Below are 14,555 nucleotides of genomic sequence, written 5' to 3' on the forward strand. Positions count from 1 at the left end.
GTCAGGTCAGGGTGAGCCTCGGCTTCGGTCCGTCCGTGCGGCCCGTCGGGGGTGGGCGGCTGCCCGCGCGGTACGGGAGCGGCCAGGGCGCTCCCGGGCCGCTGTAGCCCTGGTCGGCCGCCGCGTGCAGGGTCCAGTGGGGGTCGTGGAGGTGCGGGCGGGCCAGGGCGCAGAGGTCCGCGCGGCCGGCCAGGAGCAGGGAGTTGACGTCGTCCCAGGACGAGATGGCGCCGACCGCGACGACCGGCACCGAGAGGGTGTTACGGATCCGGTCGGCGAACGGGGTCTGGTAGGAGCGGCCGAACTCGGGGCGTTCCTCGGGGACGACCTGGCCGGTCGACACGTCGATGGCGTCGGCGCCGTGCGCGGCGAACGCGCGGGCGATCTCGACCGACTCCTCGGCCGTGTTGCCGCCCGGCGCCCAGTCGGTGGCGGAGATCCGGACCGTCATCGGCCGGTCGTCGGGCCACAACTCCCTTACGGCGTCGAAGACTTCGAGCGGGTAGCGGAGCCGTCCGGCGAGGTCGCCGCCGTACGCGTCGGTCCGGGTGTTGGTCAGCGGGGAGAGGAAACCGGAGAGCAAGTATCCATGTGCGCAGTGGAGTTCGAGCAGGTCGAAGCCGGCGTCGGCGGCCCGTCGGGTCGCCGACGCGAACTGCTCGCGTATCTCGGTGAGTCCGGCCCGGTCGAGTGCGTGCGGGACCTGGCTGATGCCGGGGAGGTACGGCAGTGCCGAGGCGGCGGACAGCGGCCAGTTGGCGTCCCCGTCCGGCAGTGGCTGGTCCATGCCCTCCCACATGAGGCGGGTGGAGCCCTTGCGGCCGGAGTGGCCGAGTTGCACGCCGATGGCGGCGGTGGGCTCGGCGGTGGGCGCGGTGGTGTGTACGGCGGTGTGCACGAAATCCGTCACGCGCCGCCAGGCGGCGGCCTGTTCGTCCGTCCAGAGCCCGGTGCAGCCGGGCGTGATCCTGCCCTCCGGGCCGACGCACACCATCTCCGTCATGACGAGCCCCGCCCCGCCGAGGGCGCGCGCCCCGAGGTGCACGAGGTGGAAGTCGCCGGGCACACCGTCCTCGGCGACGTACATGTCCATCGCCGAGACGACGACCCGGTTGCGCAGCGTCAGTCCGCGCAGCCGGAAGGGCGTGAACATCGGGGGTGTGCCGGGCGGGCAGCCGAAGTCCTCCTCCACCGCGCCGGTGAACGTGGCGTCGCGCAGCCGCAGGTTGTCGTGGGTGACGCGGCGGCTGCGGGTGAGCAGGCCGAACGCGAACTGCCGGGCCGGCTGGTCGGTGTAGGTGGCCAGTTCCTCGAACCAGCGCAGGCTCGCCGCCGCCGCGCGCTGCGTGGACTCGACGACGGGGCGCCGCTCGCTCTCGTACGCGGCGAGCGCGGCCGGCAGATCGGGCTGCTCATCCACGCACGCGGCGAGCGCCAGGGCGTCCTCGACGGCGAGCTTCGTACCGGAGCCGATCGAGAAGTGCGCGGTGTGGGCGGCGTCGCCGATGAGGACCGTGTTGCCGTGGCTCCAGCGTGCGTTGACGACCGTACGGAACGCGGTCCAGGACGACTTGTTGGCGCGCGGCGTCCGGCCGCCGAGCGCGTCGGCGAAGATCTTGGCGCACTGTTCGGTGGACTGCCGCTCGTCGAGCGTGTCGAAGCCGGCGGCGCGCCAGACCTCTTCGCGCATCTCGACGATGACGGTGCTGGCGTCGGCCGAGAACGGGTACCCGTGGAGCTGCATCACCCCGTGCTCGGTCTCGGCGATCTCGAATCGGAACGCGTCGAAGGCGAAGTCGGCGGCGAGCCAGATGTACCGGCAGCGCTCGGTGCCCACGGTGGGGCGGAAGACGTCGGCGTGAGTCTCGCGGGTGCGGCTGTTCACCCCGTCGGCGGCGATCACCAGGTCGTGGGTGGCGGCGAGTTCGGCGGCGGGCGGCGCCGGGGTGCGGAAGCGGAGCCGTACACCCAGGGACGTACAGCGCTCGTGCAGGATCTCCAGGAGCCGGTGGCGCCCGAGGGCCGCGAAGCCGTGACCGCCGGAGGTCAGGGTGCGGCCCCGGTGGACGATGTCGATGTCGTCCCAGCGCACGAACTCCCCCTGGAGGGCACGGTGGACGGTGGGGTCGGCGTGCTCGATGCCGCCCAGGGTCTCGTCGGAGAGGACGACTCCGAAGCCGAAGGTGTCGTCGGCGGCGTTGCGCTCCCAGACGGTGATCTCACGCCGGGGGTCGAGCCGTTTGAGCAGGACGGCGGCGTACAGCCCGCCGGGTCCGCCGCCGATGACGGCGACCTTCAGGGGTTCGACGGGATTCCCCGCGCCTGCCACGGTCAGCGGCCCTGCCACTTGGGGGGCCGCTTCTCGGTGAAGGCGGCGTGGAACTCCGCGTAATCCTCACCGTTCATGAGCAACGCCTGGGTGGCGGCGTCCAGTTCGACGGACGCGGCGAGCGGCATGTCCAGTTCGGCGGTGAGCAGCGCCTTGGTCTGCGCGTACGCGAGGGCCGGGCCGTCGGCGAGCCGGCGGGCGAGTACGGCGGCGCGGCTGCCGGCGGCTCCCTCGTCGGTCAACTCGCTGATGAGGCCGATGCGTTCGGCCTCGGGCGCGTGGACGGGTTCGCCGAGCATCAGCAGCCGGGTGGCGTGGCCGAGGCCGACGACGCGCGGCAGCAGATAGGCGGCGCCCATGTCGCCGCCGGAGAGGCCGACCCGGGTGAAGAGGAACGCGAAGCGCGCGGTGGGGTCGGCGACCCGGAAGTCGGCGGCCAGCGCGAGGACCGCGCCGGCGCCGGCGGCGACCCCGTGCACGGCGGCGATCACCGGGAACGGGCATTCGCGGACGGCCCTGACGACCTGCCCGGTCATCCGGTTGAAGTCGAGGAGTTGGGCGGTGTCCATGGCGAGCGTGGCACCGATGATCTCGTCCACGTCACCGCCCGAGCAGAAGCCGCGCCCCTCGCCCGCCAGCACGAGGGCGCGGACGGACCGCTCCCTGGACAGCTCGGCGAGCAGGTCGCGCAGGTCGGCGTAGGCGCCGAAGGTGAGGGCGTTGAGCTTGTCGGGGCGGGCGAGGGTGACGGTCGCGACACCGTCCTCGCGTGTCAGCCGCAGATGGCGCCACTCCTCGGTGCGGGGGGCGGAGCCGGAGAACGGGCTCATGGGGTGCGGCCTCCTTCAGCTCGACGCTGTGTGCCTCTCACGCTGCTCGTCTCTCACGCTGTGCGCCTTTCACGCCGCGTGCCGGGCGCCCGGAGTGCCGTGGGGCGCCGGGGGCGGACACCCTCGTAAGCAAGGTATCACTCGTCCGTGACCGCCGTCACGAGTGCGCGATACGGCGCGCGGTACCGTAAGCGGGTCCTCGCCGGAGGCGCCGAAGGTCCCGGGAGACATGTGGCGGAGGTCCCCTTTCCGGCAGTCCGCTGCCCCTTGTTAAGCCGCTTACGCTCCGTAAGGCTGGGCGACAGGGCCACCCCTGTCGAAGCCCGGCACCCCGAACGGCCCCGCACGGCCCCCGAACGGACTCCCCGCCTTGCCCGAAGCACCGGACACCGCCTCCTGGCGCATCACCCTGCCGCACAGCGCGGCGGCGGTGCCGATGGCGCGTGCCCTGATCCGCACAGCCCTGTCCGACATCGGGCCGACCGCGGACAGCGACACGGCGGAACTGCTGACGGCGGAGCTGGTCGCCAACGCCGTCGAGCACACCCGTCCCGACGTCCCGATCGAGCTGGTGGTCGGGCTGCTGCCCTCCGGGTGTCAGGTCGAGGTCCACGACGGCGACCCGGACCCGCCGGGCGATCTGTCGGCGCCGACGGCCGGCCACCCGCCCGACCCCTGGCAGGAGCACGGCCGTGGGCTGCTGCTGATCCGCACCCTGAGCGCCGACTGCGGCCACCGTACGACCGAGCAGGGCAAGGCGGTCTGGTTCACGCTGTCAGCGCGCTGACCCACGCGGCGCCGACCCACGTGGTGCCGAACCGCGCGGCACCGAACCACGCCGCGCGACCGGGTCGCCGGGGGCCGGCGCCGCGTCGGGGGCCAGGGTCGCGACGAGTACCGCCTTGATCGTGTGCAGCCGGTTCTCCGCCTCGTCGAAGACCACGGAGTGCGCGGACTCGAACACCTCGTCGGTCACTTCGAGTTCCGTGAGCCCGTGCCGCTCGTGGATCTCCCATCCGACGACGGTCCCCAGGTCGTGGAAGGCCGGCAGGCAGTGCAGGAACCGCACGTCCGGATTCCCGGTCGCGCTCAGCACGTCCATCGTCACGCTGTACGGCCCGAGGGCCGCGATGCGCTCGTCCCAGATCTCCTGCGGCTCCCCCATCGACACCCAGACGTCGGTGGCCACGAAGTCCGCGCCGCTCACACCCTCCGCGATGGACTCGGTCAGCGTGATACGGGCGCCGCTGACCTCGGCGGACTTACGGGCCAGGGCGACCACGTCGTCCGCCGGCCAGTAGGCGCGGGGCGCGACGATCCGTACGTCCATGCCCAGCAGCGCGCCGGTGACGAGGTAGGAGTTGCCCATGTTGTAGCGGGCGTCGCCGAGGTAGGCGAACGTGATGCGATTGAGCTGCTTGTCGGTGTGCTCGGTCATCGTGAGCACGTCGGCGAGCATCTGCGTGGGGTGCCAGTCGGCGGTGAGCCCGTTGAAGACGGGCACCCCGGCGTGGGCGGCCAGCTCCTCGACGGTCGACTGCGCGTCACCGCGGAACTCGATACCGTCGAACATCCGGCCGAGGACCCGCGCGGTGTCCTTGGCGGACTCCTTCTTCCCGATGTGCGAGCCGGCCGGGTCGATGTACGTGGTCGAGGCGCCCTGGTCGGCGGCGGCCACCTCGAAGGCGCAGCGCGTACGCGTCGACGCCTTCTCGAAGATCAGGGCGACGTTCTTGCCCCGCAGGAGCTGGACCTCGTTGCCCGCCTTCTTCGCGGCCTTGAGCCCGGCGGCCAGCTCGACCAGCCCGCGGAACTCCTCGGCGGTGAAGTCGAGTTCCTTGAGGAAGTGGCGGCCTGCGAGTTGTATCGCCATGGTGGCTGCTCCTGCGTCGCGAATACGGAGACCTGTACGGGGACCGATACAGAGACCTTGGAACTATATACGACCTTCCGTATTGATATACAGAGCATTGGGCGGGCGGATCGTCGGTCCCCGTCGGTCGGACGGCGTCCCGCTCGGTCACACGGCGTCCCGCTCGATCGGACAGCTCATACAGCGCGGCCCGCCCCGCCCCCGGCCCAGCTCGCTGCCCCGGATCTCGATCACCTCGATCCCCTGCTTGCGCAGATACGTGTTGGTGGTCACGTTGCGCTCGTACGCCACGACCACCCCCGGCTCGACGGCCAGCACGTTGCAGCCGTCGTCCCACTGCTCGCGCTCGGCCGCGTGCACGTCCTGCGTCGCCGTCAGGACGCGGATCCCGTCCAGGCTCAGCGCCGCGGCGATCGCGCGGTGCATGTGCTCCGGCGGATGGTCGGTCACCTTGAGTTCGTTCCCGCCCGCGCCCGGCTCGATGGTGTACGAGCGGAGCATGCCGAGGCCCGCGTACTGGGTGAAGGTGTCGCGGTCGACCATCGTCATCACCGTGTCGAGGTGCATGAAGGCGCGCCGCTTCGGCATGTCGAGCGCCACGATCGTGCGGGCCGAACCGGCCGCGAACATCCCGCGCGCCAGCATCTCTACGGCCTGCGGTGTGGTTCGCTCGCTCATCCCGATCAGCACGGCGCCCTCGCCGATGACCAGGACATCGCCGCCCTCGATGGTGGAGGGATAGTCGTCCTGCCCCTGCGACCAGTGATGGAAGGGCCCGGCGCCCGGTCCGGTGAAGAGCGGGTGGTGCTTGTAGATCGCCTCGAAGTGGACGGTCTCGCGCCGCCGGGCCGGCCAGCGCATCGCGTTGATGGACACACCGTCGTAGATCCAGGCGGAGGTGTCGCGGGTGAAGAGGTGGTTGGGCAGCGGGTCGAGCAGGAAGTCGTCCAGGTCCATGACATGGAAACGGACGGAGGTCGGTTCGGCGTGGCTGTCCAGGAACTCCCGCTTGGTCATCCCGCCGACCAGCGCCTCCACGAGATCGTCCGTCTCCAGCGCGTCGAAGACCGATCTGAGGTGATCGGTGGCGAGCGGACCATACTCCTTCTCGTCGAAGACGCGGTCCAGGACCAGCGCGCGGGCCGCCGGGATGTCCAGGGACTCACGCAGCAGGTCGCCGAAGAGATGGACCTTCACCCCGCGGTCGCGCAGGACGTCGGCGAACCCGTCGTGCTCCTCGCGCGCACGGCGCACCCACAGCACGTCGTCGAAGAGCAGCGTGTCCTTGTTCCTGGGGGTGAGCCGCTTCAGCTCCAGGTCGGGGCGGTGCAGTATGACGCGGCGCAGCCGCCCGGTCTCGGAGTCGACATGGAATCCCATGACTCCATCCTCCCGGATGGGGCGCGATTCACGCGGCGAATGCGCCAGAGACCGGGCCGCCGCCGCGCGGGCCGTGGCGCGGCGGCCCCCAGGTGGCGCGCGGCGCGCCCGCCCCGGTGGCCGGGCGGGCCGAGACCGGCCCGCCCGGCCACCGGACACCCACCTGGGTCCCGTCCGGCGGATCTTCGGGGATCAGCCGGACAGGGCCTAGGTCGTGTCTGACAAATCCCGCCTGGCGTGCGACGCCCGGCACGCACGCTCGCCGCGTTGTCGGACCCGCCCGAGCACGTCCAGTACGCGGGCGATCCTCCGCCTCGCGATCGCACGCACCGGACGCCGCACGCCCCGCCCTGCGGGCGGACGGTGCCATTTGTCAGACACGACCTAGAGCCGGGGGTCGACCGGCTCCGACTCCAGCGCGAGCACCGCGAACACCGCCTCGTGGACGCGCCACAGCGGCTCGTCGTCGCCCAGCCGGTCCAGCGCTTCGAGCCCGAGCGCGTACTCGCGCAGCGCCAGCGACCGCTTGTGCCCGAGGAACCGGCCGCGCAGCCGCTCCAGATTCTCCGGCCGGGTGTACTCGGGGCCGTAGATGATCCGCAGGTACTCACGTCCGCGCACCTTGACGCCCGGCTGGACCAGCCGCCCCTTGCCGTTGCGTACCAGTGCCTGGAGCGGTTTGACGACCATGCCCTCGCCGCCGCGCCCCGTCATCTCCAGCCACCAGTCGGTCCCGGCCCGTACCGACTCCTCGTCGCCCGTCTCCACGACGAGGCGCCGGGTGACCTGGAGCAGACCGGTCGGGTCGTGCTCGGTCAGCCGGTCGATCCAGGCCAGCTGCTGGTCGTGCGGTACGGCGGCCAGGCTGCGGCCCCGCGCGGCGAGGAGCTGGAACGGCGCGAGGCGTACGCCCTGAAGTCCGTCCGTCTCCCAGCAGTAGCGGCGGTACGCCTGCGTGAACGCCGCCGCGTCGGCGGCCCGCGCACGCTGGTCGGCCAGCAGCGCGCCCACGTCGACACCCCGGCCGGCGGCCGCTTCGAGCGCGCTCGTCACGGCCGGGAAGGCGGCGCCCGCCGCCGCGCCGACCGCCGCGTACTGGGTGCGCAGCAGGCCGGTGGCCTTCAGCGACCAGGGCATCAGCTCGGCGTCGAGCAGCAGCCAATCCGTTTCCAGCTCGTCCCACAGGCCGGCGGCGCCGATGGCCGTACGCAGGCGGCCCAGGATCTCCTCGGTGACCGCCGGGTCGTCGAAGAAGGGGCGGCCGGTGCGGGTGTGCAGCGCGCCGGTCGGCGCGCCGGGGTCGTCGGCGTCGCCGATACCGAAGCGCTCGCGCGCCACGGACGCGTCGCGGCAGACCAGCGCCACCGCCCGCGAGCCCATGTGCTTCTCCTCGCACACGACCTGCGCCACTCCGTCGTCGCGGTACTGCGCGAACGCCTCGGCCGGGTGTTCCAGATAGCCTTCCTCGCGCGATGTCGCGGTGGGTGCCATGGTCGGCGGCAGGTAGGCGAGGAGCCGCGGGTCGACGGCGAAGCGGCTCATGACCTCAAGGGCCGCCGCCGCGTTCTCCTCGCGCACCGCGAGCCGGGCCATGTGGCGCGTCTCCACGACACGCCGGCCGTGCACGTCGGCGAGGTCGAGCGGGCGGCCCTCAAGGCTGCCGGACGCCTCCGTGGCGAGCGGCTTGGCGGGCTCGTACCAGACACGCTCCGCCGGTACGTCGACCAGTTCGCGCTCGGGCCAGCGCAGCGCGGTCATCTTCCCGCCGAATACGGCGCCGGTGTCGAGGCAGATGGTGTTGTTGATCCAGGAGGTGTTCGGTACGGGGGTGTGGCCGTACACGACGGCCGCTCTGCCCCGGTAGTCCTCGGCCCACGGATAGCGGACGGGCAGGCCGAACTCGTCGGTCTCGCCGGTCGTGTCGCCGTACAGCGCGTGCGCGCGGACCCGGCCCGAGGTGCGGCCGTGGTACTTCTCCGGCAGACCCGCGTGGCAGACGACCAACTTGCCGCCGTCCAGGACGTAGTGGCTGACGAGACCGTCGATGAAGGTGCCCACCTGCTCGCGGAAGGCGTCGTCCTCCTTCTCCAACTGCTCCACGGTCTCGGCGAGTCCATGGGTGACCTGGACCTTTCTGCCCTTGAGCCAGCGGCCGAGCTTGTTCTCGTGGTTGCCCGGCACGCACAGCGCGTTGCCCGCGCCGACCATGCGCATCACGCGGCGCAGCACGCCGGGGCTGTCGGGGCCGCGGTCGACGAGGTCGCCGACGAAGACCGCCGTACGGCCTTCGGGGTGGGCGCCGTCGCCGTCCGCGTAACCGAGCTTCGCCAGCAGTGTGTCCAGCTCGGAGCGGCAGCCGTGGATGTCGCCGATGATGTCGAAGGGGCCGGTGAGGTGGGTGAGGTCGTTGTAACGGCGTTCGGTGACGACCTCGGCGCGCTCGACCTCCTCGACACCGCGCAGGACGTGGACCTTGCGGAAGCCCTCGCGTTCGAGTCCGCGCAGCGAACGGCGCAGTTCCCGCTGGTGCCGCTTGATGACCTGGCGGGGCAGGCCGGCCCGGTCGGGGCGGACGGCGTTGCGTTCGGCGCAGACCGCCTCGGGCAGGTCGAGGACGATCGCGATGGGGAGCACGTCGTACTCCCTGGCGAGCCGCACGAGCTGCTTGCGGCTCTCCTGCTGGACGTTGGTGGCGTCGACGACCGTGCGCCGCCCGGCGGCGAGGCGCTTGCCCGCGATGTAGTGGAGCACGTCGAAGGCGTCGCCGCTGGCGCTCTGGTCGTTCTCGTCGTCGGCGACGAGGCCGCGGCAGAAGTCCGAGGAGATGACCTCGGTGGGCTTGAAGTGGGTACGCGCGAAGGTCGACTTGCCGGAGCCGGTGGCGCCGATCAGGACGACGAGGGCGAGGTCGGTGACAGGGAGGCGGCGGGGCTCGGTGGTGGTCTCGTCGGCTGTCTCGTTGCTGCTCATGCGGCCTTCTCCTCCTTCTTCATGTCCGTCGCGGCGACGGTGAACACCGCCATCTGTGTGGGCGGCCCCACCTCGGGGTCGTCCGGCCCCACCGGTACGTACCGCACGGCGTACCCGTAGCGCGGCGCCACCGTGTCCGCCCAGGCGCGGAACTCCGCACGCGTCCACTCGAAACGGTGGTCCCGGTGGCGTACGTGCCCTGCGGGCAGCGTCTCCCAGCGGACGTTGTACTCGACGTTCGGCGTCGTCACGACGACGGTCCCCGGCCGGGCCGTCCCGAACACCGCGTACTCCAGGGCGGGCAGCCTCGGCAGATCCAGGTGCTCGATCACCTCGCTGAGCACGGCGGCGTCGTGGCCCTTGAGCCGTTTGTCCGTGTACGTGAGGGAGCTCTGCAGCAGCGTGACGCGCTCGGCCTGGCGCTCGCTCATCCGCTCCACCTTGAGCCGGCGGGCGGCGACGGTGAGCGCGCGTACGGACACGTCGACGCCCACCACCTTGGTGAAGCGCACGTCCTTCAACAGCGCCTGGACGAGCTGGCCCTGGCCGCAGCCGAGGTCGAGCACGCTGCTCGCGCCGGCGTCGCGCAGGGCGGTGAGGATCGCGTCGCGCCGCTGCTCGCCGAGCGAGACGGTCTTCTCCTGCTTCTCTTCAGTCTCCTGCTTCTCCTGCCTCTCCTGCGTCTCCTGAGGGGCGGCGTCGTCGGCTTCCGGTGCCGGGTCCTCGACCGCGTTGTCGATCGCCTCGACGCCGATGTCGTCGGCCTCGGCGAGCCGGACCAGTTCGAGCCGTTCGGTGGCCTCCCTGGTCAGGCCCCAACGGCGGGCCAGATAGCGGCTGGTGATGAGCTGCCGCTCCGGGTGGTCGGCCAGCCAGCCCTCGCCGGCCCGCAGCAGCTTCTCCACCTCGTCGGGCGCGACCCAGTAGTGCTTGGCGTCGTCGAGCACCGGCAGGAGCACGTACAAGTGCCGCAGCGCGTCGGACAGTCGCAGCTCCCCCTCCAGTACGAGCTGTACGTAGCGCGAGTCACCCCACGCGGGGAACGTCTCGTCCAGCGCCACCGGGCGCGCGTCGACCGTCGTCCAGCCCAGCGGCCCGAAGAGGTTGCCGACCAGCTCGGCGCCGCCGCGTGCGGGCACGGCGGGCACCTCGATCCGCAGGGGCAGGGGCTCGGCCGCGCGCTCGGGCAGCGCCTTGCACACGCCGCGCAGCGCGCTCTTGAAGACGGTGCTCAGGGCGACGGCGAGCAGCGAGGACGCCGCGTACGGACGGTCGTTGACGTACTGCGCGAGCGCCGCGTCGGGCGCCCCACCGCGCCCCTTGCCCTTGCCGCGCCGGACGAGGGCCACCGGATCGACCTCCAGAAGGAGCGCCGCCGTGCACCGCTCGACGGACGCCTCGGGGTAGAGGACGTGCGCGGTGCCGTGGGAGGTGGAGAACGTCTGCGCGTTGTCGGGATGCTTGTGCAGCAGAAACCCGAGGTCGGTGGCGGGGCGTTCAGGGGTGCCGGTGGTACTGATCGTAAGGAACACCTGCCCGAGTATCGCCGAGTCCGCTACGGACCGCGACAGTGTTTCGTGGACGCGGCCGGTGCCGTGGCACGGGACTGTTTCCGTCGCGGTGGGGTCTCCGTGTGGACCAGTTGACGGCAGAGTAGACCGGTCGTATAGTCGTCAGCGTCGGAACACGGCACACCGAACTCCCGGAAAGGGCAAGCATCATGGGACGCATCAAGGTCGGCACCGAGAACAGCACGGACATCGAACTGCACTACGAGGACAAGGGCGCCGGACAGCCGGTCGTACTGATCCACGGCTACCCGCTGGACGGCAACTCCTGGGAGGGACAGGCGCCGGCCCTGCTCGACGCCGGTTACCGGGTCATCACCTACGACCGGCGCGGCTTCGGCAAGTCCAGCCAGCCGGCCACCGGTTACGACTACGACACCTTCGCGGCCGACCTGAACACTGTCATGGAGTCCCTGGACCTGCACGACGCGGTCCTCGTCGGCTTCTCGATGGGCACCGGCGAGGTCGCGCGCTATCTGTCGGCCTACGGCTCCGGCCGCGTCAGCAAGGCCGCCTTCCTGGCCTCCCTGGAGCCGTACCTGGCCATCACCGACGACAACCCCGACGGCGCCGCCCCGCTCTCCTTCTTCCAGGAGATCTCCGAGAAGGCGAAGAAGGACCGGTACGCCTTCTTCACCGGCTTCTACAGCGACTTCTTCAACCTCGACGAGAACCTCGGCACCCGGCTGAGCGAGGAAGCCGTCCGCAACGCCTGGAACGTCGCGGCCGGCGCCGGCCCGATCGCCTCGGCCGCCGCGCCCCTGACCTGGCCCACCGACTTCCGCTCCGACATCCCCCGTATCGACGTCCCCGCGCTGATCGTGCACGGCACCGCGGACCGCACCCTGCCGATCGACGCCACCGGACGCCGCTTCGCCAAGGCCCTGCCCGCCGCCCGGTACGTCGAGATCGAGGGCGCCCCGCACGGGCTGCTCACCACCCACACCGCCGAGGTCAACGAAGTCCTCCTGGACTTCCTCGGCCAGTGAACTCCCATGGCGCAGTGCCGCAGGGGCGGCGGGCGGCCCCGCGCGAACCCCGATAGACGACTGGTCTATTCGGGGGTAGGGTGAGAATCATGCCAGCCATCCACGGCGACACCCGCCGCAGCATTCTCGACGCCGCTCAGCGGATCATGGCCCACAAGGGGTTCGCCGCCGTGGGCATCAACGAAGTCCTCAGCGAGGCCGGCGTGCCCAAGGGGTCCTTTTACCACTACTTCGGTTCCAAGGACGCCTTCGGTGAGGCGATGATGCGGTCCTACTTCGCCGACTACCTCGCTGACATGGACCGCACCCTCGCCGAGCCGGGCCTGACCTCGGCGCAGCGGCTGATGAACTACTGGCAGAACTGGCGCGAGACGCAGGGCGTCGACGAATGCCAGGGCAAGTGTCTGGTCGTCAAGCTCGGCGCGGAGGTCTCCGACCTGTCGGAGACCATGCGGCTCGCGCTGAAGGAGGGCACCACCGCCGCCGTGGACCGTCTGGAACGGACCATAGCCGCCGGCCGCAAGGACGGCTCGCTGACCGTCGACACCACAGACGGCGACCCTCGCGCCACCGCGCAGATCCTGTACGACATGTGGCTCGGAGCCAGCATCGTGGCCAAGATCCACCGCGACATCAGCCACCTCGACACCACGACGGCGGCCACCCGCCGGCTTCTGCACCTGTAACAGGCGGCAACAGCCCACCCACGCACCACGGCAGCCCTGTCCCCGGTCGCCTCGCCGCACCTCGCGGGAGACGACCGGTCCACTGTCACCCCCACCCAAGGAGAGATCGTGAAGGTCCTCATCGTCCTCACCTCGCACGACCAACTCGGCACCACCGGCCGCAAGACCGGCTTCTGGCTGGAGGAACTGGCCGCCCCCTATTACCGCTTCAAGGACGCCGGCGCCGATATCGTCCTCGCCTCACCCAAGGGCGGGCGGCCCCCGCTGGACCCGAAGAGCAACGAACCCGACTTCCAGACCGACGACACCCGCCGCTTCGAGTCCGACCCCGGCGCCACAGCCGCCCTCGACGGCACCGTCCGCCTCGACACCGTCTCCGCCGACGGCTTCGACGCCGTCTTCTACCCCGGCGGCCACGGCCCCCTGTGGGACCTCGCCGAGGACGAGCACTCCATCCGGCTCATCGAAGCCACCCTGCGCGCGGGCAAGCCCCTGGCCCTGGTCTGCCACGCTCCCGGCGTCCTGCGCCACACCACCGCCCCCGACGGCGCCCCCCTGGTCCAGGGCCGGAGGGTCACCGGCTTCACCAACGGGGAGGAAGCCGCCGTCGGCCTGACCGACGTGGTCCCCTACCTCGTCGAGGACGAACTCACCAGGCTCGGCGGCGACTACTCCAAGGCGGGCGACTGGGAACCGTACGTCCTCACCGACGGCCTGCTCGTCACCGGCCAGAACCCGGCCTCCTCCGCCCCCGCCGCCGACGCCCTCCTCACCCTCGTCACCCAGACCGGCTGACACCGACACCGCCAACCGCGCCTGAGCACCCCCGTGGTGACGCCGCCCTGCCCTCAAGCGCCGGACGAGCGGTACCCGACGTTCAGAGCTGCGACTGGACCTGGGAGGAGAGCAGTTCCAGGTGGTCGAGGTCGTCCAGGTCCAGCATCTGGCAGTAGATACGGGAGGCGCCGATGGCGCCGTACTGCCCGATCTTGTCGACGACCTCGGCGGGCGAGCCCGCAAGTCCGTTCGCCTTGAGCTCTTCCACCTCCCGTCCGATGGACGCGGCCCGGCGGGCCACTTCCGCGTCCGTCCTGCCCACGCAGGCGACCAGTGCGGTCGAATACACCAGGTCGTCGGCCTTCCGGCCGGCCTTGACCGCCGCGTCCCGCACGCGGCCGAACTGCCTCTCGCTGTCCTCGATCGAGGCGAACGGGATGTTGAACTCGTCCGCGTACTGCGCGGCGAGGCGCGGGGTGCGCGTCGCGCCGTGTCCGCCGATCAGGACCGGGACCTTGGGCTGGGCCGGCTTGGGCAGCGCGGGCGAGCCGGCCAGTTGGTAGTGCGCCCCGTCGTACGAGAACGTCTCGCCCGGCGGCGTACTCCACAGTCCCGTGACGATGGCCAGTTGCTCCTCAAGGCGGGCGAACTTCTCCTTGGGGAAGGGGATTCCGTATGCCTGGTGCTCCTCCTCGAACCAGCCCGCGCCCAGGCCCAGTTCGACCCGGCCGCCCGACATCTGGTCGACCTGTGCGACCTGGATGGCCAACACGCCCGGCAGTCGGAAGGTGCCCGCCGTCATGAGGGTGCCGAGCCGGATCCGCTTGGTCTCGCGGGCGAGGCCGGCCAGCGTGATCCAGGCGTCGGTGGGTCCGGGAAGACCGTCGCCCGAGCCCATCCGCAGATAGTGGTCGGAGCGGAAGAAGGCGTCGAAGCCAAGGTCTTCCGTCGCCTTGGCGACGGTCAGCAGTGTCTCGTAGCTCGCCCCTTGCTGGGGCTCGGTGAAGATTCGAAGATCCATGCATCCATCCTGCACCCTGGCGCGCTCGTCGCCCGCGCCTCCTCGCCAGGTCCACCCCGTTCCCCGCCACGTTCTCCTCCGGGTCCCTTTCCACGTCTCTTGCCGCGTCTCCTGCCGCGTCTCTTTTCGCGT

Annotated in this window: 11 protein-coding genes; 4 read left to right on the forward strand and 7 right to left on the reverse strand. The window is 71.2% G+C overall.

What is annotated here, in order from left to right; genetic code table 11:
* Nucleotide 1: 1 nt before the first annotated feature.
* Both OG700_RS06865 and OG700_RS06870 read right to left on the reverse strand, forming a co-directional pair.
* Entirely contained in the window at nt 2-2,347 is a 2,346-nt protein-coding gene (locus OG700_RS06865) for a bifunctional salicylyl-CoA 5-hydroxylase/oxidoreductase (protein WP_405610441.1), read from the reverse strand.
* Nucleotides 2,332-3,159: an enoyl-CoA hydratase family protein gene (locus tag OG700_RS06870; RefSeq protein WP_405610444.1), complete on the reverse strand. Its 828-nt coding sequence runs from the start codon at nt 3,157-3,159 to the stop codon at nt 2,332-2,334. The genes OG700_RS06865 and OG700_RS06870 overlap by 16 nt, the downstream gene beginning before the upstream one ends.
* Before the next feature lie 370 nt (nt 3,160-3,529).
* Between OG700_RS06870 and OG700_RS06875 the strand changes: the two genes are divergently transcribed.
* Nucleotides 3,530-3,946: an ATP-binding protein gene (locus tag OG700_RS06875; RefSeq protein WP_405610447.1), complete on the forward strand. Its 417-nt coding sequence runs from the start codon at nt 3,530-3,532 to the stop codon at nt 3,944-3,946.
* Here OG700_RS06875 and argF read toward each other — a convergent pair.
* From argF to OG700_RS06895, 4 genes are all read right to left on the reverse strand, one after another.
* Complete coding sequence (gene argF, locus OG700_RS06880) at nt 3,935-5,032, reverse strand: ornithine carbamoyltransferase (protein WP_405610450.1); 1,098 nt, start codon at nt 5,030-5,032, stop codon at nt 3,935-3,937. The genes OG700_RS06875 and argF overlap by 12 nt on opposite strands.
* 147 nt (nt 5,033-5,179) lie before the next feature.
* A complete protein-coding gene (locus OG700_RS06885) occupies nt 5,180-6,412 on the reverse strand; it encodes an arginine deiminase (RefSeq protein WP_405610453.1) in 1,233 nt (410 codons plus the stop codon).
* 384 nt (nt 6,413-6,796) lie between these two features.
* Nucleotides 6,797-9,382, reverse strand: coding sequence for a polynucleotide kinase-phosphatase (locus tag OG700_RS06890; RefSeq protein WP_405610456.1), 2,586 nt, complete (start codon nt 9,380-9,382; stop codon nt 6,797-6,799).
* Nucleotides 9,379-10,914: a 3' terminal RNA ribose 2'-O-methyltransferase Hen1 gene (locus tag OG700_RS06895; RefSeq protein ID WP_405610459.1), complete on the reverse strand. Its 1,536-nt coding sequence runs from the start codon at nt 10,912-10,914 to the stop codon at nt 9,379-9,381. Before OG700_RS06895 ends, OG700_RS06890 begins: the two co-directional genes overlap by 4 nt.
* 188 nt (nt 10,915-11,102) lie before the next feature.
* Here OG700_RS06895 and OG700_RS06900 point away from each other — a divergent pair, with 188 nt between their 5' ends.
* The 3 genes from OG700_RS06900 (at nt 11,103) to OG700_RS06910 (ending at nt 13,420) form a co-directional block, all read left to right on the forward strand.
* On the forward strand, nt 11,103-11,939 hold the full coding sequence (locus tag OG700_RS06900; protein ID WP_405610462.1) for an alpha/beta fold hydrolase: 837 nt from the start codon (nt 11,103-11,105) through the stop codon (nt 11,937-11,939).
* A gap of 89 nt (nt 11,940-12,028) precedes the next feature.
* Nucleotides 12,029-12,625 carry a TetR/AcrR family transcriptional regulator gene (locus tag OG700_RS06905; protein WP_405610465.1) on the forward strand — a complete coding sequence of 199 codons (597 nt, stop codon included), beginning with the start codon at nt 12,029-12,031 and terminating at the stop codon, nt 12,623-12,625.
* 108 nt (nt 12,626-12,733) lie between these two features.
* Complete coding sequence (locus OG700_RS06910; protein WP_405610468.1) at nt 12,734-13,420, forward strand: type 1 glutamine amidotransferase domain-containing protein; 687 nt, start codon at nt 12,734-12,736, stop codon at nt 13,418-13,420.
* An 82-nt stretch (nt 13,421-13,502) separates the two neighbouring features.
* Here the strand turns inward: OG700_RS06910 and OG700_RS06915 are convergent, their stop codons facing one another.
* Entirely contained in the window at nt 13,503-14,423 is a 921-nt protein-coding gene (locus OG700_RS06915) for an LLM class F420-dependent oxidoreductase (RefSeq protein ID WP_405610471.1), read from the reverse strand.
* Nucleotides 14,424-14,555: the final 132 nt, after the last annotated feature.

It is taken from the genome of Streptomyces sp. NBC_01508 (genome assembly GCF_045040315.1).
Classification (GTDB): Bacteria; Actinomycetota; Actinomycetes; order Streptomycetales; family Streptomycetaceae; genus Streptomyces.